This is a genomic window from Streptomyces sp. NPDC047072, assembly GCF_040643855.1.
Lineage (GTDB): Bacteria > Actinomycetota > Actinomycetes > Streptomycetales > Streptomycetaceae > Streptomyces.
In genome coordinates, this window is sequence record NZ_JBEYVC010000216.1 from 1 (window position 1) to 17359 (window position 17359).

A 17359-nucleotide genomic window follows, 5' to 3' on the forward strand; every position below is an offset into this window, starting at 1 on the left:
CCCCCACGCTCGAACAACCTCGCGCGGGGGCACCCCCATCGCGTCGCCGCCCTCCTCCGCCTTGCAGCCAGACGCACCCAGCCCCGCTCACCTGCGTTGAAGGGCCACCGTCCCTTGCAGCCGGCCTGATCCGCCGGACAGGCCCTAGCCCCGAACTGCCGGGCGCGATCGCCGGGTGGCTGGACGGCTGGCCGGTGCCCTTCGCCTCGGCGGCGGCCGCGACCGCCTTCCTCGGACATGAGGCATGGGCAAGGGGGCTGGAGGAGAGGGTGGACGGGTGGTACCCGCGCTTCGACCCGGACGTCGTCGTCGACACCGTCGCCGACCTGGCCGCGCGCGCCTACTGGGACCAGTGGGCGCGCACCCGCTGCCCCACCCTCCTCGTCCGCGGCGCCTCCGGCACCATGAACCCCGCCGAGGCCGCCGGGATGCGCGCCCGGCGCCCGGACGTGCGCGAGGTCGTGGTGCCGGGCGCCGCCCATGACGTACACCTGGACCAGCCGGGCCGGCTCCACGAGGAGATCGCGGAGTTCCTGGCGGAGAGGCGGGACGCGTGACCTACGTCTTCCTGGAGACCGAGCGGCTGGTGCTGCGGGCGTTCACCGAGGCCGACGCCCCGCTGCTGGTCGCCCTCGACGGCGATCCCGAGGTCATGCGCTATCTCAGCGGCGGCGTGCCCACGCCCGCCGAGACGATCCGCACCCGCACGCTGCCCCTGCTGCTGCACGACTATCCCGGCCTCGGCACCCGGGGGTTCTGGGCCGCCGAAGCCTCCGGCACCTTCCTCGGCTGGTTCGAGTTCCGGCCCCTGGAGGAGGAGAGCGCCGCCGTCGTCGAGCTGGGTTACCGGCTGGGCAGGGCTGCCTGGGGCCGGGGTTACGCCACCGAGGGCTCCCGCGCGCTCATCGACAAGGGCTTCACCGAGCTCGGCGTCGAGCGCGTCACCGCCAACACCATGACCGTCAACCGGAGTTCGCGCCGGGTCATGGAGAAGTCCGGGCTGACGTACCTGCGCACCTTCCACGGCGACTGGCCCGAACCGATCGAGGGCTCCGAGCACGGCGAGGTGGAGTACGAACTCACCCGCGCCGACTGGGAGAGGCGCAGGTGACGCCGTGAACCGTACGGATCACACCTCGTCGAGCAACGAGGCGAGCCCGTGGTCGAGTTCAGGGCCCAGATCCTCCGTGCCCGGCGCCACGAGATCGTAGGTCCGCTGGAGGAAGCGGCGCAGGGACGCCGTACCGAAACGGACCACCGCGAGGCCCAGCGGGGAGCGGAACTCGACGACGGTCCGGGCCCAGCCGTACGGCTCGATCCGCACGTCCCCCATACCGGCCGGCGCATCCAGGCCCTCCTCCAGCAGCGCGCGGCCGAACATCCAGCTCACGCCCTCGCCGTCGGCCGAGACATGCGCGGGGAAGTCGACGTGCACGGCGAAGGGCTCGGCGGCGGAGTAGCGCAGCGTGGGGCGGATCGGGTAGTCCGGCTGGTCGGTGGTGAGGAGGCGGGCGCGGACGGTCTGTTCCAGGACGGTGTGACGCATGAGCGGGGACCCCGTTTCGATCGGACACTTTCTGGTCCTCTCGACCGGGCGGCGGACCCGTTCATTACGCGGTGACGGCGGACAGTTCATGTGATCTGAATCACTGGTCGAGTTGGACGGAACTGATTGTTTGAAAGTTTTGTCATCTACGCTGACAAACTCGTCCGAGCCTCACCAGCCGGGAACTGGAGCGTTCCTGCATGACCGATCGTCCGGCCATCGTGCCCGCCCAGACGTCCTCCTCCACCACCGCCGCCTACGTGCGGATCTACGAGGAGGAACAGCCGCGCCTCGTCGCGTACGCCCGCTCGCTCACCCGGAACTCCTGGGCCGCCGAGGACCTCGTCGCCGAGGCGCACTTCCGCGTGTGGCGGCGGCTGGCCGCCGGACACGAGATCGAGAACGTCCCGGCGTACCTCATGACGACCGTGCGGCACCTCGCCTCCTCCGTCGCGAGCGCCACGCACGAGACCCCGCGGGACCCGCACATCCCCGAGCAGGCGACCGGCTCCTTCGACGACGACCCGGCCGAACGCGTCTCCTCCGTCGACCTGTTGGCGCGCGTCCTCGGCGAACTGCCCGAGCGGTGGGTACGGGCGCTGTGGCTCGCCGACGCGGAGGGGCAGCCGCTGGAGACGGTCGGGCGGCAGATCGGCGCCAAGCAGGGGGCGACGGCGGTGCTGTTGCACCGGGCCCGCGAGGGCATGCGCCAGGCCTTCCTCAAGTCCCAGACCGAGGCGCCCGACGACCCCGCGTGCGAGGTCCACTGGGTGCGCATGCCGGCGTACGTCCGCGGCAGCGCGACCGCCCGCCAGTCCGAACGGCTCCTCGCGCACGTCGACGCGTGTGAGGGGTGCCGGGGGAGGCTCGCGGTGTTGATCCGGGCCAACGACCGGCTGCCCGCGATCGTGGGACCGGCGTTGCTGGTGTTCGTGGTGGCGGGGGGCGGTGCGGCCGGGAAGGTTCTGGCGTGGGTCACGACGGGGTCGGCCGCGTCTGCTTCTGCCTCCGCCGTCTCTGGTTCGGCTTCGGCTTCGGCCTCCGGTTCGGTTTCCGGTGGGCCTGGTGGGGGGTTGCTGCACACGGCCCGTGCGGCTGGGCCGAAGGTGAAGGCGTCGTTCGCCGCGGGTACGGCGGCCGCCGCGGCCGTGGCGGTCATCCTCGCGCTCGGCGTGGACGAGTCGCCCGCGACGGTGACCCAGCCGGAGAAGGCGCCGGTGGCGCAGGGGCCGGTGGTGGGGCCGTCCACGGGGGCGGTGGCACCGGGCGGGGAGGAGCCGGAGCGGATCCGGACCGGGGCGGTGGCGGCGGTCGTCGCCGAGGGGGCGGGTGACGGGTCGGCCGGGGGTGCCGCGTCGGTGCGGGAGGAGAGCGGGGCGGGGGCGGTCGTAGCGGAGTCGGGTGGGGCGACGGGTTCGGGGGAGGCGGGGGAACCGGGGGAGCCCGGGGAGCCGTCAACTCCGGTGGGTGGTGGGCCGGTTGGGGGGCCGGGGCCAGTGGAGCCGGTACCGGGCGGTCCGACGCCTGGGGATCCGGGGCCGGTCGGTCCGACGCCTGGGGATCCGACGCCGGTCGGTCCGACGCCTGAGGATCCGACGCCGGTTGTGCCTGGTCCGGTGGAGCCGTCGCCTGTGACGCCTGCGCCGGTGGAGCCTGATCCGGTGGAGCCCGCGCCGGAGGAACCCAAGCCTGCGGAGCCGAAGCCGGCGGATCCCAAGCCGCACTGGCCGAAGCCTACGGATCCTGGGGCGACGGATCCCAAGCCAGCGGACCCTGAGCCGGCGGACCCTGAGCCTGCCCAGCCCAAGCCCGCGGATCCTGGGGCGACGGATCCCAAGCCCGCGGACCCCGAGCCCGCGGACCCTGAGCCCGCCGAGCCCCAGCCCGCGGATCCTGGGGCGACGGATCCCGAGCCCGCGGACCCCGAGCCCGCGGACCCCGAGCCCGCGGACCCCGAGCCCGCCGAGCCCCAGCCCGAGGATCCCAAGCCGATCAAGGAGACGCCGGAGGAGCCGCCCGGGTACGGGGAGCCGCCGGCGGACTCGACGCCGCCGGGCGGGACGGACGTACCGGAGACTCCTTCGACGCCGGAGACACCGAGCGCTCCGGAGAACCCGACGTCCCCGGAGGCGCCGGCTGTCCCGGCGACCCCCGCCGCTCCGGAATCCCCCCGCCACCCCGGAGACCCCGACTGCCCCTGAACCCCGGCCACCCCGGAGACCCCGACTGCCCCCGAACCCCGGCCACCCCGGAGACTCCCGCCACCCCTCCCCGGACCACGCCCTCCACACCTGCCACGCCCTCTACGCCCTCCACCCCGCACAACCCCTGCGCCGAAGCCGGAACTCCACACACCCGGAAGGGAGTTGAATCGTCGAGTGGAGAGCAGTTGCCGTCGGGCGGGGCCGGTCAGGGGGTCGGCGCGGCGGCCGAGAGGAGCGCAGTGTGAGAGAGAACGGCTTCCGTGCCGAGGAGATCGACACCAGCAAGCCGCACCCCGCCCGGATCTACGACTACCTCCTGGGCGGCAAGGACAACTACGAGGTCGACCGCGAGGCCGCCGAACGGCTCGTCGCGGCGGCCCCGGAGGCGAGGATCGGCGTCCGCGCGAACCGCGCGTTCCTGCGCCGCGCGGTCCGGCACGTGGTCGGTGACGGCGTCCGCCAGATCCTGGACATCGGCACGGGCCTGCCCACGTCCCCGAACGTCCACGAGACGGCACTGGAGGTCGCCCCGGACATCCGCGTGGCGTACGTCGACAACGACCCGATCGTGAACACGCACGCCGAGGCGTTGCTGAAGGCGGACGGCACGACGAGCATCGTCCTGGCCGACCTGCGCGAGCCGCGCGCGATCCTGGACTCCCCGGAAGTCCGCGGCGTGATCGACTTCGACGAACCGGTGGCGCTGCTGCTGGTCGCCGTACTCCACTTCCTGAAGGACGAGGAGGACCCGCGACGGATCGTCGCGACCCTCCGCGAAGCCCTCGCCCCCGGCAGCTACTTGATCCTCTCGCACGCCACGGGCGACTTCGCCGAGCGCAGTGGAGCCGCGGCGGTCTACAACAAGGCGAGCGCCACGATGAACCTGCGTACGCACGCCGAGATCGAGCGCTTCTTCGACGGCTTCGACCTCGTCGAACCGGGCCTGGCCCAGGTCCCCTTCTGGCGCCCGGACACGACACCCCCGCCGCGCTCGAAGGAGATCGGCTTCTACGGCGGGGTGGCACGCAAACTGCCCTGACCGCCGAAGTGTCAGTGCTGGTGCGGCTGTTGCGGGGCCTGACCGCCGTACACCTGGCCACCGCCCTGCCCGCCCGCGGCCTGCGCCTGCAACTGTTCCGCCTGCTCCCCGGTCACCTTCTGCTCCGCCGCGCAGAAGGTGCACTGGGTCGTGTACTTGGTGGAGATCGGAAACAGCGGCACGAAGAACAACGTGAACTTCGTGACCCGCTTGCGCAGCGTATGCGCGGACGGATTCCCACACCGCCCACACACGAACGTAAGTATCGCAAGCTGGTACAAATACCCCTTGGTCCCAAAAATGATCACGACGCCGCCTTCTTCCGTGCAGTGGCTGGAAAGGCAGTATCCCTGTTCAGCCGACCTGTTCGAAGACCATCGACCACCAGCTGTCCGGCTGGGCGAAGGCGAAGCGGTCGCGGGACTGGAGGTATTCCACGAGTTTGTCGGTGTAAGGGCCGCGGTCCTGGGGGGCCGCCTGCTTCAGGTGCTTGCTCCGCAGTGCGAACCGGTACAGGAACTCCACCAGGTCCGCGAGGGTGCGGTTGACGATCTCCGCCTGGGGCTCGTCGCCGAAGGACATGAGGATGACGTAGCCGCGGTCCATGTCGAGGCAGTACCGCATCGCGGGATCGTCCGTGGGCCCGCCGAGGACGAGGATGCGCGTCTCCTCACCCCCCGCGGCGACCGGCACCACCGTGAAGGGATCCGGTCCCTCGTCCGCCGTGTCGAGCGTGAACAGCACGTCGACGAAGACCGGCACCCCGACCTCGCACAGCACCTCCGCGTCGGCCTCGGACAGCCCGCGCTCCTCGGCGACGGCACGGTCCAGCGTGACCACGCGGTCCGCGCCGAACAGCTCCGTCATCTCGTCATGGGTGGCCATGCGTCCCTGCTTCCCCTTCGTGAGTCCTCGTGCGCGTAACCGGCGGTTCAGTCGGCCAGCCCGGCCCGTCGCAGCAGCTTCAACCAGTCGTCGTATTCCAGCAGTTCGTCATCGACCAGGGCGAGCCGCTGGTACTCGCCGGCGGAGACCAGCCGCTCCAGGAAGAACGCCTCCAGCCCGGGCGCGAGCCGCTCGAAGCGCTCCGCGTCGGGCCAGTCGGGGCCTTCCTCGTAGGCTCCGAGGACCTCGCCGCCCGCGCGGTCGAGGAAGACCGGAGCTTCCTGGATCATCCCGACACAGTAGAGCTTCTCCGGTGAGAGCGGCAGCGGGGAATCGACCACCGGCTCGCAGTAGAACTGGTGCTCCGCCGCCTCCCGCAGACTGAAGAGCTGCACGGACGGCCCGCAGCCCACGCCGTCCAGCACCCGGCAGAAGTCCAGGAACGACCGCGGCACCCCGTCGGCCTCCGCGGCCGCCGCCGTCTCCTCGTCGATCGTCCCGCCGAGCGTGAACCCGAGCAGGTCCGGGCTCTCCGCCAGCGCCAGCCGCAGGGCGTCCACCGTCGCGACGAGCCGGGACGGGGTGTGCCTCGCGCTAGTCATCCGGCCACCACTTTATGTCGATGTTGATGGGATTGCCGTCCGGGAGATCCCTGACCTGGGGGCGTATCTGGTTCCATCCGATGTCCTGGTTCGTGACCCGGTCGAGCATCCGCAGGTTACGCCACGCGTCCGGACCACCGACCTGGAGCTCGTGGACGTGGTCGGGCGACATGTTGCGAGCGGTCGCCGCGGCCTCCTTGGCGAAGTCGGGGTCGTCCTTGTTGTTCCTGAGGATCAGCGCCGTCAGCGCGCCCTTGTAGTCCGCCGTGATCTTCGAGTCGCGGTAGTCCTTGGTCTTGCCCTTGAACTTGAAGAGCTTGCCCTCCTCGCCGAGCCGCTGCAGGGCCCGCGCCTTCCGCTCGAAGGCCTGCTTGGGCATGCCGGGCTTCCACTCCAGCGTGACGGTGTGCGGGTCCTTCGTCGAGTCCGGCCGGTCCTTGCCGATCCCGCCGCCGTCGCGGACGGCGTCCTGGTTGCGGGAGCGGGTGACGATGCTGTTCAGCATCGTCTCGATGTTCTTGTCGTTGCGCGCGTGGTTGTCGCCCATCGCCCGCACGCCCTTGGACACGTCCTGGAGGTGCCGGTGCAGTTCCTCCTCGGCCTCCTCGATCGCCCGCAGGATCTTCTCCGCCCCGGTCTCGACGGCCGCCGCGAGCGCGCCCTTGCCGCGCGTGCGGTCCAACCCGGCGCGGCTGCGCCGCAGATGGGGGCGGGCACCGGACTCGTGCTCGTCGGCCTGGGTGGTGATCCGGTCGGCCAGCCGGTCGTGGAGGTCCTTGTCGCTGCGTACGGTGTCGCTCACGCGGCGCCTCCCTTGCTGAAGGTGCCCGTGGTGCCGTCGAGCCCTTCCGAGAACCCCTCGGTGCCGGCCCGCAGGGTCTTGCCCGGGCTGTAACCGTCTTGCAGGCCAACGGCGTTGGCGCCGAGCTGGAGGACGAGGTCGGTGGCCATGTTGCCGAGCGCGGAGTAGACCGGGCCCATGGCGACCGACATCAGCTCTTCTACGAGGAGTTGCTCCGCCTCCTTCAACAGCCGCCGCACGATCAGCCGCGTGGCCTGGGTGGCGCCGAGCGCGCCGACCTCGGAGAGCCCGAGCGTGAACGGCGCGGCGGCCTGGGCGGCGATGATCTCGGCGGCCAGGATGCCGAGTTGGACGATGGCGGCGACCTTGGCGCCCGCTACGGCGACGGCGGCGCCGTCCAGTGCCATCGCCCCGAGATCGGCCGCCTCGCCGAGGCGTTCCAGGTGTACGTCGCTGACTTTGCCCCAGTGCTGCAGGAAGGCGGCGGTCGCGATGCCCTCGTTTCCTTCCAGGAACTCCCGGACGAGGCCCGCCGTGGCGTCCTTCCCCTCGCGCATCTGCGAGGCGAACGAGCGCAGGCCGTCGGCCATGTCGCGGTAGTCGTCCTCGTCGACGTTGGGCCACTCGACGCCGATGAGATCCAGCACCCACGCCGCCTCGTCGGGCAGCACGACTCCCATCTCCCCGTTCCCCCTTCGCCTTGGCAGGACCGTTTCGGGTCACGCGTGCGACGGCCGAACTCTACTACGGGGGTGGGAATTTGCTCGGGGGACGGGAGGGGTGGGCGTTGGTGTGCGGCTCCTCAAGTGCCGTTACGTGGTGACGGAGTTCAGCGTCGGCCGAAGGGGTTCTCCAGCCGGGAGCCGCCCAGCCCAACGGAGTTGGAGGATCCCCAGGGTCCGGCGGGTCCGGCGGAACGCTCGGCGGCGGCGCGCCGCTCTGCGCCGTCCTCCCGTGAAGTGCCGTCCTCGGCAACGGCGTTGGCACCGACGCTCTCGTCCTCGACCTCGTCCCGCCGCGCCGCCTGCCACGCCCCGAACCGCTCCCCGGCCTCCCGCGCCTCCGCCTCGGACCGTCTCTCCCCGGCCCGGCGCACCTCGGCGGCCCCGGAGAACAACGCAGCCGTGTACTCCGGGTCGGTGAACGCCTGTTGAGGGGACAGCTCCCCGCGCAGCACGCCGTTCGCCATCTCCCGCAACTTGGGATCGGCCCCCGTGCTCAGCGCGCGCAGCGCCCGGCGCAGACTACGGGCCCGCTCCTCGTCCTTGGCGACGTCCAGCAGCTCGCTGTCGGCCACCTCACGCCCGTCCGGCACGCGAACCTCCCCCTTCCCTTCCCGTACGCCAGTCGCGCCCAGTATCCAACAGCCCTATGGGGATTGGGAGGTCGGAATCCTTGGCCGGGGCGCGGCCTCGCGGCTCGGAAAATGAGTCGCCTTCGATCCCCGAACCGTGCTTACACTCCGCCCATGACGTACTTCTTCCACCTCCGCTAGGCACCGCCGGCGAATCGAGGACTCCCGTCGCCGGCGACGCGGGGCGGCGGAGCGCTACCCCGAGTGCTGACGTGGAAGAAGAACACCCCATGCACACGCCCCTCGTGGCACGCTGCCTGCGCGGCCTGGAAACCCTCGTGGCCACCGAGATCGTCGGTTCCGGCCCGGCCGCCGTCACCGAACTCCGCCACCGCGAAGTCCACTTCACCGCAGCCGGCCCCCTGCCGCCGCAACTCCGAACGGCGGACGACGTCTTCCTGCTCGCGGCCCGCCGCCCGGACATCGGTACGACACGAAGGGCGCTGCGCGAACTGGTGGAGCTTGCGGAACTGGCCGAACCGACGGAGCCGGTCGGGTTGTCGGAGCACACCGGCATCGACATCTCGGCGTCCTTCCTCGGCAGCCGGACCTTCACGCGCTACGACGCCGAGGACGCCGTAGGCCAGGCCCTGGCCCACCGGCTCAGCGTCCCGTACCACTCACGTCGTACCGGAATCGCGCCCCCACCCGGCTCCCGGGGCTGGCGCCTGACCTTGGACGGCACGTACGCCACGCTCCTGCTCCGAACCGAGGACCGCCCGCTGCACCGCCGCGCCTACAAGCGGCACGCCCTCCCGGGCACCCTGCACCCACCGCTGGCCGCGGCGATGGCGGTCCTGGCCGACATCCGCCCCGGAGCCACCGTCCTCGACCCGTGCTGCGGCGCCGGAACTCTCCTGATCGAGGCGGCACTTGCTCACCCCGACGCCCACTTCCGAGCCCACTTCCGAGGCTTCGACCTCTCCCCGGACGCGATCACCGCGGCCAGCGCCAACGCGGACGACCTCCCGATCGCGATCCATCGCGCCGACGCGGGCCGCCTACCGCTCCCCTCGGCATCCATCGACCGCGTCCTGTGCAACCCGCCCTGGGGCACGCAGGTTTCGGCGGGCGGCCTGCTCGCCGAGGGCCCGTCCCGCTGGTGGACGGAACTGCGCCGCGTCCTCGCCCCGACCGGCACGGCCGTACTCCTCCTCGCGGACCGCGACGCCGTAACCGCCGCCCTGGAGCACGACTTCACGCCCGTACTCGTACAGCGCCTGCGTCTGTCGGGGGCGCAGCCCTTCCTGGTCCACCTGATGCGGGATGACCGTGTCAGAGGGAAGGCCGATCGAAAAGAGCGAGTTCTTCCGGGTCCGGGGCCTGGAAGACCCGCGCGTACTCCTTGAGCAACTCCCGGCTGACCGGCACGGTCCCAGGCGTACCGTCCTCGCCCCGCGCGGCGAGCCGCCTGCACAACTCCTCGAAGGGAACGGCGAGATAACGCAACTCGACGCCAACCCCCATCGCCCGAGCGGCCGTTCGCTTCTCATCCCGCTCGGACCGCCCCCAGAACCCGTACTCCAGAACCACACTCTGCCCAAGCCGCAACAACTTCTGAGCATGCCCCCAAAAGAGCTCCTCCAGCCGCCCCCGCAACTCCTCGTCGAACAGATCGACTTGGAGCTGCGCCATCCACTCGTCGGGACACAGCCGTACGGCAGGAATCTGGCTCACCAGCCGTTTGGCCAGCGTGGTCTTGCCGGATCCGGGGAGCCCGCAGAGCAGGATGAGCCGGGGGCTCGGGGCGGTGCCCATGGGGTGCTCCTCTTTGCTGTACACCGTTTTGCTATACGCCGACGGGAGCTGCTTCGGCGTCCTTTACGGCCCTGTCGCGCCGTACGCCACGCAGCGCGCCGGACCAGGCGACGACCTGGTCGAGCATGCCACGCACGGCGCCGTCGAGCCCCTCCGGCGGAACGAACGAACCGGTCGAGAACGCGGGGATCAACGGGACGGCGGGCTGTGCCCGAACGGTGGCCACCTGCAACTCGGCGAGCACGAGCCGCAACGCCTCGGCGGCCCGGACCCCCGCGGCCCAGCCGCCGTAGCTGACGATGCCGGCGGCCTTGTCGTTCCACTCCCGGTAGACGTAGTCGAGCGCGTTCTTGAGGGCGCCGGGGAAGGAGTGGTTGTACTCCGGGACGAGGAAGACGTATCCGTCGAAGCCGTCGACCACAGCGGACCAGTCGCGGGTGTGGGTGTGCTCGTACTGCCGGAGATTCGGATTCCCGCCTTCGTCGAGATTGCCGAGGCGGTGGTCGGCGAGATCGACGAGCGCGTACTCGGCACCGCCGTGCGCGTGGGCGGTGTCGAGCACCCAACGGGCGATCTGCTCGCCCCTGCGTCCGGGGCGGGTGCTGCCGAGGACGATGCCGATGCGGAGTGCCATGGGGGTACCTCTCCCTTTGCCTATAAGTTGACGCATCAACTCTAGGAGGATTGAGTTGACGCGTCAACATGCATGCTCGATATGCTTCGCCCATGGCCGAGCCCCCCACCCTGAGCCCCGAGGAATGGGCCCTCTGGGACACCTGGATGCAAGCCCAACGCCTCCTCACCCAGGAACTCGACCGAGGCCTCCAACGCGACTGCGGCATCTCGAAACCGGAGTTCAGCGTCCTGATCACCCTCTGGCAGACCCCGAACCACGAACTCCGCGTAGGCGAACTCGCAGATTCCCTCACCTGGGAAAAATCCCGCGTCTCCCACCTCCTGACCCGCATGGAATCCCGCTCCCTGGTGACCCCCGTCCATGCGGGCGCCCCGGGCCGACGGACGGGGGTGACACTGACGCCGAAGGGGCGCGAGGTGGCTCAACAGGCTCTGCTTGTCCATGCGGGCAACATCCGCCACCTTTTCTTCGACACGATCACGCCTGAGCAGGTGGAGGTGTTTCGGGAGTGGGGGGAGCGGATGATCGATCGGATGGAGCCGGGGTCTCGCTTTACGGGTGAGGGCCGCTGAACGTTCCGACGACGCGGGACCAGGCCCAGAGGGCTCGGCGCGCGCCTTGCAGAGCGGTCCCCGGCAACTCTGGTCGGAGGTCGAGGCCGCTGTCTCCCAGTGGTTGGGTGCCGGGTGCCCTGAGCTGGGGCGTTACGGGCTCACGGTGACGCCCGACGAGAACCGTCGGCATACAGAAGACCAACGGCCCGGTACACCATCGAGGTTGAGCCCGAGGCGGTCAATGTGCCCGGCAGCCGGAGCCGCACCGCCCACATCAGCGACGGCACCGCCAGCAACGCGGGCACTACGGCCGACCGCCTGCCGTCAGCGTCCCGACGCCCGGAAACCGCCGGACGCAGGACCGGTCCCACCTCGGCAGCCGAGACCCGCCGGTCCGGCATGAAAGGAGACGGTGCTGTCGACGAACCGGCCGTATGCCCATTCGGGAGACCCGACACGGAGTCGCACATAGCCGTACGCCCCGAGAGCGCCGACCGGCGAGGCGAGATGGCCCCGCCGGGAGCATGGCTGTCTACGGCGCGGCGACGCGGGCGTTGCACTGACACCGCTCAGTGGGTAGGGCCAAGGGCAGTTCACCTTCAGCTATCGACGGGAGCCCCCTGTGACCAACTTGGTGCCGTGGCAGCAGCGCCTGTCCTCCGGAACGGAAGACATCCAGGACGAGGTGATCCGCTGGTACCAGCAGACGCGACACGGCAAGGCGTACATCCCGGCCATGATCTGGGGCACGCTCCAGACCGAGGCCTACGCCACGGTGATCCTCCGCCGAGTCGTCGACTTCCTCGAAGTCCCGAACGACGTGCCCGCGGGCGTGGCCAAGCGGATGGAACGCCAACAGGTCCTGTACGACGGCGAACACCACTACGACGTGATCCTGGGAGAGCAGGCCCTCTACACGAACGTCGGCGGCCCGACTGTGATGCGCGAGCAGATGCAGCGCCTCCTGCGGGACTTCGACCTACCGTCCCTGAAGCTGGGCATCCTTCCCAGGACCGCCGAGACCGACGTGGTCCCCATGCCCGGCTTCAACATGCACGACAACGGCCGAGCCCACTACGAACTCGTCTCGACCGGCGTCGACATCACCGACCCAAGCGAACTCGCACTGCACGACAAGGCGCTCGCTGCTCTGAGCGAGGCCACCTATTTCGGGGACCTGGCCAAGGATCTGATCAACGAGGCCTTGGTCTTCTGGAGCAACGATTGAAGGCTGCAGAGCCTTGGCCTTGGATCTTATGGTCGTGACTACTCAGGGGTGACGCCGTCGTCAGGAGTTACGGCGACGATGGCCACAGCAGGCGGTGGCGGTGCCGGTGTGTATACGTACGCCACTGCCAGCCCTGGCACGCCATCTCGCGGTTCGAGTCTCGTCTTGCGAACCTCCACACCCTCGCGGCTGGGCGGACCGAGCAGCACTCCGAGCCTGGGCACCTGTTCCAGCTCCTGCCGGAGTATTTCCAGTGCCTGCTCGGCTCCGAGCGCCTTCGCTCGTTCGGCCGCTCGCACTGTGACGACCGCGATCACACCGCTCACTGGCCCTGTGCCTCTCGCTTCAACCGCGTCGCGAGGTCGATGCCCTCCTGTACGGCGATGTCGAACTCGGGGTCCTGGTAGAGGCGAATCCTGCCCCGATAGTCGACGATCACCGCTGCGACAGCGTTGAGGTCGGTCTCCGACGAAGCCTCCAGCGCACGCTGAAGGTCTGCCTCGAAGGACTCCCGGTCACCGGGAAAGCCATGGCCGGCCCGGAGAGCGGCTCGAATGTCGCCGATGGTCTTCAACGGCAGCGTCGCAGGTCCGGGCGTCTCGGCGTGCTGTGCGCTCACGATCGTCTGCTTCCTTGTCGTCTTCTGTCTTAAGAGGAGTGTCCTACAGCGGAATGAGAGCCGCCGAGGAAGCACCTCGTAAGTACGCCAAGCGTCAGTTCGCCAGGACACCACCGACGAAGGCGCGCCATGCGGCGCCAGTGAGAGTGATCTTCGGTCCTGCCCCCAGCTTGGAGTCGCGCACGAGAATTTCGGCCCCGGAGGACGCGCACTCGACGCACTCCCCTCCCGCGCCGTTGCTGTACGACGACCTGATCCACACCGGGTGGCCACTGCCCTCGACCCCTGCATTGCTCACTTTGCGTATTCCTTCAGCACTGTTTCGATCAACTGGACGGAGCGTTGGGGACTCAGGGCCGCAGCGCGCAGCCCGTCGAAGGCCCTGGTGTACTCACGAACATGATGCTCGCCCTCCAGGTACACGGCATCGGTGATGCCGTCGCGGTACACCAGGTCGGGGTCCTCTTGGTCCGGGAAGCCGAGCATCGTAAAGGTGCCTGTGGCCGGATAGGTACCCGCATCGAAGGGAAGGACCTGCACGGTCACGCACGGCAACTCGGCCGAATCCAGCACGTGTTCAAGCTGCTCTCGCATCAGAGCCCGATCTCCGATGATGTTGCGGAGAGCACCCTCGTTCACGATGAACCAGGCATCGGGGGCATCGGCCCGAGTCAGCAGAGCCTGGCGCTCCATGCGTACCCGCACGGCCTTGTCGATGTCCTCGGCCGACATGTGGGCTCCCGTTTTGTGAAGCTCGCCGGTGTACGCCTCGGTCTGCATGAGTCCGGGGAGCAGTTCGCACTGGTACTGGCGGAACGTGGCGGCCTCCTGCTCAAGACCGATGTAGATGTTGAACCACTCGGGGACGCCAGAGCCGTGGACCTGCCACCAGCCGCGAGTCTTGGCCTCCCGGGCCAACGCTTTGAGGAACTCTCGTAGCTCGTCGCTGGTGCCGTAGAAGCGGCACAGGGCTTCGATGTCCGATGGTTGAACCCGACCGCTGCCCGTCTCCATGCGGTTGACCTTGGAACCACTCCAGTCCAGCGACTCGCCGACTTGTGCGCAGGTGAGCGCGCTCTTCTCGCGGAGCTTCTTCAACTCGATCGAGAGCCGCCGACGGCGTGCCGTGGGTGATCCGGCCATCTCAACAACCTCTCGGGTAGCGGGTGTTCAGTCTCGCGCCAAGGAGCCTGCCTGCCAATCACTCGGAAGTGGGAATCTCTTCCTGCACATTGCATAACGGGATGGGTGCACGTCACTCTGATCATTGAGGCGACTCAACGTGATGTCGCGTAACGCTCCGTTCAAGTTCGCGGAGCGGGCAGACGAGAGGGGTCTTCGTGGTCCAGGAAGCGTGTATGTCTCGGAAACCGTGGGGTCTGGCTTTCACGGCCGAACCCGAGGGAGTCGGCGCGTTGCGCCGGATCATGCGGCTCCACCTGGGGATCTGGGGGCTGCACGACATCTCCGACCAGGCTCAGCTCTGTGTCAGCGAGTTGGTGTCCAACGTCATCAACCACGTGGGTGCGGGCACGCCGGCCACGCTCAAGGTCTCCATGAACGGAACCCGTGTGCGCATCGAGGTCCATGACCCGGATACGCGCGCCTTGCCGACTCTCCTCGACGCCACGCCGGATGCCGAGTTCGGTAGGGGAATGGCGCTGGTCGGAGCGGTTTCGGACCGCTGGGGCGTCCAGCTCCAGGCCGACCGGAAGGTCACGTGGTGCGAGTTGCAGACGGGGTTGCCTTCAGCCGAGGGTCATGCCGGAGGTGCTCGTGTGAGCCGAGTGGAGACCTTGCTGAGCGAATACGGCTGCGCATGGGGGCACCTGTGGCAGGCGGGGGCTGGTGCGGTGGCGGTTGTCGAGGAGGCGGCGATCGATGTGATGGTCGATGCTCTCCACTGGCTGAGGGTTCACGGGCGCGACGTCGACGAAGCCTTTGAACGCGTGCAGACGCGGTTCGCGACGGAGGCTGAAGGCGGCGAAGGACTCGGGGCTTGAGGTGCGAGGGACTTCGATGCTGAGCGGTGGACATGCTGGGACGGGCAGAGCGACGGCAACTGCTACCGGGGGGATTGGGGGCTTTGTCCCAGGCGCCAGGACATGCGACCAGGTCCGCTTCGGGCAGGGGTGGGATGAATCGGCCAATCTCTCGCCGTTTGCACCGCTCAGCCTCGAAGCCCTGATTAGGAGGAGACTCGGACCACGACCGGCTTCGACAGTGTGTGGCCCAAGACCTCTGCTTCTATCCGGCGGCGATGGTCGAGTACGTCCAGACATCCGCCGGGAGTTCGTGATGGAGATCCCAGGTGATCGCCATCGGCTTGCTGCCGGTGTGGTCCACGTAGGTGGCCGGGCCCAAGAACATCCATGGTTCCGACTTGCCGATTGCGTTGCGCTTGTAGCGGCGGAGAAATAGCAGGATATTGCTTCCCTCGCGCTCATGCCGCTGGTAACGCAGGCCTGTTGGAGAATTCTCGGCCGTATTACCCTGGGACTCCCAGTGAAGCCGGGTGGGGCTGATCGCGTAGTCCTTGTAGCGGACGTTGGGGGAGAAGTCGCGCTCGTTCTTCTCCAAGGTGATCAGCAGGGCGTCCGTCTTGATCTCCTCGATCCAACTCACACCTTGGCTGAAGACTCCGGGCATCTGCCCGCCCAATCGTGCAACGCCCAGCGCCGCCAGGATTTCGGAGCGGTTGTAAGCACTGTGAATATTCAGGGGGAGATGGCGAAGCGATCCTTCAAGGGTGATGGGGAAGTGATCCGTGCGGTCGAGGACATATGACAGGGCTTGCCGGAGTTCGTCTCGAACCAACTGCTGGGATCCGAGGGACCCGAGGCCACCGCGGTAGTCGGAGAAACCACCTGCCCTGTCCCACAGGTTGAAGAAAAGCATACGGGCGTATGCCTGCTCGGCGTGGGTGAGAGAGTCGTAGTCGGGGGCGTCGTCAGCGATTAGGCGCAGGTACATCCGAGCGCGGTCGGGATCGTCGACGTGGAGGAATGCGTGCACGCGCTTGAGGAGGTCCTCTTCGCCGGGCAGCGGGGCCTCTTTCACGATCCCCGCCTTGCGAAGGATCTTGGTCCAGGAGTTATCGTTCTTGTAGAGCTCCTTGATGTCACGCCTGCTCTCGCGTAGGTAGGCATCGAGCCTGGGCGTGCTGTAGATCCTCACCTCCTTCGCCAGCGTATTGATGGTGGCGTTAATTTGTGTGCGGATGTTGTCGAGGATGAGTTTCTTGGATTTCCCTTCCAGGATGATCTGGCAGCCCGAAGGGAGGTGGGGGAAGTCGCGCTCGATGTCGTCGACCAGACGAGCGCGTGACAGGTTCGTCAGCGCGCGGAACTGCTCCTCGAAGCGGAACTCCGCCCGGTGCTGGCCGATGAAGTCGAGGACTGTCAGCACAGGCTTGTTCGGCGTGCGACGCAGACCACGTCCGAGTTGTTGCAAGAAGACGGTCGCACTGTTGGTAGGGCGCAGGAGGAGGAGAGTGTCGACGTCTGGGATGTCCAAGCCCTCGTTGAAAAGATCCACCGAGAAGATGACTTGGATTTTTCCGTCCGAGAGATTCTTCAGTGTCCGCTCACGCTCTCCGGGTGTCGACTCGCTGTCGAGCGCCGCAGCCCGGAAGCCGGCGTTCTCGAATTGCCTCGCCATGAAGTGTGCGTGCGCCTTGGTCACGCAGAAGCCCAAGGCGCGCATGGCGGCAGGGTTCGCGATCTTGTCCTTGACCTGCTTGACGACGATGAGAGCCCGTGCGTCGCTGGCCGTGTAGACGTTGCCGAGTTCGTCCCGGTCGTACGAACCCGCGCGCCAGTTCAGCTGAGTCAGGTCTGTGCCGTCCGGGATACCGAAGTAGTGGAACGGGCACAGTAGATCGGCTTCGAGTGCCTCCCACAGTCGCATTTCGGCAGCGATCCGACCGTCGAAGAACTCGTCCTGGACGTTGAGTCCGTCCATCCGCTCCGGCGTTGCCGTGAGGCCGAGTAGTTCAGTCGGTTTGAAGTGGTCGAGGATGCGGCGGTATGTGGTTGGATGGTGTCCCGCCGAGTGGTGTAGTCACTGACCGAGCTGATTCGGTCCCTGCGGTGGGAAAAGCTGGTGGTCGTCCTCGGCCGGTTTGGCGGT

At 68.5% G+C, this 17359-nt stretch carries 21 protein-coding genes and 1 pseudogene; 8 read left to right on the plus strand and 14 right to left on the minus strand.

From position 1 onward, the window contains the following. Positions 1 to 179 precede the first annotated feature (179 nt). Together ABZ896_RS47015 and ABZ896_RS47020 are read left to right on the plus strand one after the other, a co-directional pair. On the plus strand, positions 180 to 557 hold the full coding sequence (locus ABZ896_RS47015) for an alpha/beta hydrolase (protein ID WP_360943643.1): 378 nt from the start codon (positions 180 to 182) through the stop codon (positions 555 to 557). After that, entirely contained in the window at positions 554 to 1111 is a 558-nt protein-coding gene (locus ABZ896_RS47020; RefSeq protein WP_360943582.1) for a GNAT family N-acetyltransferase, read from the plus strand. The genes ABZ896_RS47015 and ABZ896_RS47020 overlap by 4 nt, the downstream gene beginning before the upstream one ends. 18 nt (positions 1112 to 1129) lie before the next feature. Here ABZ896_RS47020 and ABZ896_RS47025 read toward each other — a convergent pair whose 3' ends face one another. Continuing rightward, positions 1130 to 1546 (minus strand): SsgA family sporulation/cell division regulator, encoded by a 417-nt coding sequence (locus ABZ896_RS47025; protein WP_360943585.1) that lies wholly within the window; start codon positions 1544 to 1546, stop codon positions 1130 to 1132. A 200-nt stretch (positions 1547 to 1746) separates the two neighbouring features. On the opposite strand from ABZ896_RS47025, the gene ABZ896_RS47030 reads away from it, so the two are divergent. Both ABZ896_RS47030 and ABZ896_RS47035 read left to right on the plus strand, forming a co-directional pair. Next, a complete protein-coding gene (locus tag ABZ896_RS47030; RefSeq protein WP_360943588.1) occupies positions 1747 to 3747 on the plus strand; it encodes a sigma-70 family RNA polymerase sigma factor in 2001 nt (666 codons plus the stop codon). 244 nt (positions 3748 to 3991) lie between these two features. Next, a complete protein-coding gene (locus ABZ896_RS47035; RefSeq protein WP_360943591.1) occupies positions 3992 to 4789 on the plus strand; it encodes an SAM-dependent methyltransferase in 798 nt (265 codons plus the stop codon). Positions 4790 to 4800: 11 nt separating this feature from the next. Here the strand turns inward: ABZ896_RS47035 and ABZ896_RS47040 are convergent, their stop codons facing one another. The 6 genes from ABZ896_RS47040 to ABZ896_RS47065 all read right to left on the minus strand — a co-directional run bounded on the left by ABZ896_RS47040 (position 4801) and on the right by ABZ896_RS47065 (position 8393). Next, positions 4801 to 5097, minus strand: a complete 297-nt coding sequence (locus ABZ896_RS47040; RefSeq protein ID WP_360943594.1) for a zinc-ribbon domain-containing protein — start codon at positions 5095 to 5097, stop codon at positions 4801 to 4803. A 46-nt stretch (positions 5098 to 5143) separates the two neighbouring features. Then, on the minus strand, positions 5144 to 5674 hold the full coding sequence (locus tag ABZ896_RS47045) for an SUKH-4 family immunity protein (RefSeq protein WP_360943597.1): 531 nt from the start codon (positions 5672 to 5674) through the stop codon (positions 5144 to 5146). A gap of 47 nt (positions 5675 to 5721) precedes the next feature. Further along, positions 5722 to 6276, minus strand: a complete 555-nt coding sequence (locus ABZ896_RS47050; RefSeq protein ID WP_360943600.1) for a hypothetical protein — start codon at positions 6274 to 6276, stop codon at positions 5722 to 5724. Then, positions 6269 to 7078, minus strand: a complete 810-nt coding sequence (locus ABZ896_RS47055) for a hypothetical protein (RefSeq protein ID WP_360943603.1) — start codon at positions 7076 to 7078, stop codon at positions 6269 to 6271. The genes ABZ896_RS47050 and ABZ896_RS47055 overlap by 8 nt, the downstream gene beginning before the upstream one ends. Continuing rightward, positions 7075 to 7758 (minus strand): hypothetical protein, encoded by a 684-nt coding sequence (locus ABZ896_RS47060; RefSeq protein WP_360943606.1) that lies wholly within the window; start codon positions 7756 to 7758, stop codon positions 7075 to 7077. The genes ABZ896_RS47055 and ABZ896_RS47060 overlap by 4 nt, the downstream gene beginning before the upstream one ends. Positions 7759 to 7907: 149 nt before the next feature. Next, positions 7908 to 8393 carry a hypothetical protein gene (locus ABZ896_RS47065; RefSeq protein WP_360943609.1) on the minus strand — a complete coding sequence of 162 codons (486 nt, stop codon included), beginning with the start codon at positions 8391 to 8393 and terminating at the stop codon, positions 7908 to 7910. Between the two features lie 269 nt (positions 8394 to 8662). Between ABZ896_RS47065 and ABZ896_RS47070 the strand changes: the two genes are divergently transcribed. After that, the gene (locus tag ABZ896_RS47070; RefSeq protein WP_360943612.1) at positions 8663 to 9781 is read left to right on the plus strand and encodes a methyltransferase domain-containing protein; all 1119 of its coding nucleotides are present in this window, start codon (positions 8663 to 8665) and stop codon (positions 9779 to 9781) included. Here ABZ896_RS47070 and ABZ896_RS47075 read toward each other — a convergent pair. Both ABZ896_RS47075 and ABZ896_RS47080 read right to left on the minus strand, forming a co-directional pair. Then, the gene (locus ABZ896_RS47075) at positions 9708 to 10190 is read right to left on the minus strand and encodes an AAA family ATPase (RefSeq protein ID WP_360943615.1); all 483 of its coding nucleotides are present in this window, start codon (positions 10188 to 10190) and stop codon (positions 9708 to 9710) included. The genes ABZ896_RS47070 and ABZ896_RS47075 overlap by 74 nt on opposite strands. Positions 10191 to 10221: 31 nt before the next feature. After that, positions 10222 to 10824, minus strand: a complete 603-nt coding sequence (locus ABZ896_RS47080) for an NAD(P)H-dependent oxidoreductase (RefSeq protein WP_360943618.1) — start codon at positions 10822 to 10824, stop codon at positions 10222 to 10224. A gap of 92 nt (positions 10825 to 10916) precedes the next feature. Here ABZ896_RS47080 and ABZ896_RS47085 point away from each other — a divergent pair, with 92 nt between their 5' ends. Continuing rightward, entirely contained in the window at positions 10917 to 11399 is a 483-nt protein-coding gene (locus tag ABZ896_RS47085; protein ID WP_360943621.1) for a MarR family winged helix-turn-helix transcriptional regulator, read from the plus strand. A 604-nt stretch (positions 11400 to 12003) separates the two neighbouring features. Next, positions 12004 to 12609 carry a Scr1 family TA system antitoxin-like transcriptional regulator gene (locus ABZ896_RS47090; RefSeq protein WP_360943624.1) on the plus strand — a complete coding sequence of 202 codons (606 nt, stop codon included), beginning with the start codon at positions 12004 to 12006 and terminating at the stop codon, positions 12607 to 12609. A gap of 38 nt (positions 12610 to 12647) precedes the next feature. On the opposite strand, the gene ABZ896_RS47095 is transcribed toward ABZ896_RS47090, so the two are convergent. From ABZ896_RS47095 to ABZ896_RS47110, 4 genes are all read right to left on the minus strand, one after another. After that, on the minus strand, positions 12648 to 12935 hold the full coding sequence (locus ABZ896_RS47095) for a hypothetical protein (protein WP_360943627.1): 288 nt from the start codon (positions 12933 to 12935) through the stop codon (positions 12648 to 12650). Further along, positions 12932 to 13228: a DUF6247 family protein gene (locus tag ABZ896_RS47100; RefSeq protein WP_360943630.1), complete on the minus strand. Its 297-nt coding sequence runs from the start codon at positions 13226 to 13228 to the stop codon at positions 12932 to 12934. Before ABZ896_RS47100 ends, ABZ896_RS47095 begins: the two co-directional genes overlap by 4 nt. A gap of 94 nt (positions 13229 to 13322) precedes the next feature. Next, the gene (locus ABZ896_RS47105) at positions 13323 to 13526 is read right to left on the minus strand and encodes a DUF397 domain-containing protein (protein ID WP_360943633.1); all 204 of its coding nucleotides are present in this window, start codon (positions 13524 to 13526) and stop codon (positions 13323 to 13325) included. Further along, complete coding sequence (locus ABZ896_RS47110; protein WP_360943638.1) at positions 13523 to 14371, minus strand: helix-turn-helix transcriptional regulator; 849 nt, start codon at positions 14369 to 14371, stop codon at positions 13523 to 13525. Before ABZ896_RS47110 ends, ABZ896_RS47105 begins: the two co-directional genes overlap by 4 nt. A gap of 215 nt (positions 14372 to 14586) precedes the next feature. Here ABZ896_RS47110 and ABZ896_RS47115 point away from each other — a divergent pair, with 215 nt between their 5' ends. Next, on the plus strand, positions 14587 to 15231 hold the full coding sequence (locus tag ABZ896_RS47115; protein WP_360943640.1) for an ATP-binding protein: 645 nt from the start codon (positions 14587 to 14589) through the stop codon (positions 15229 to 15231). A 244-nt stretch (positions 15232 to 15475) separates the two neighbouring features. On the opposite strand, the pseudogene ABZ896_RS47120 reads toward ABZ896_RS47115, so the two are convergent. Further along, a pseudogene (locus ABZ896_RS47120) lies at positions 15476 to 17260 on the minus strand (DUF3427 domain-containing protein); the annotation flags it as partial. Positions 17261 to 17359 lie beyond the last annotated feature (99 nt).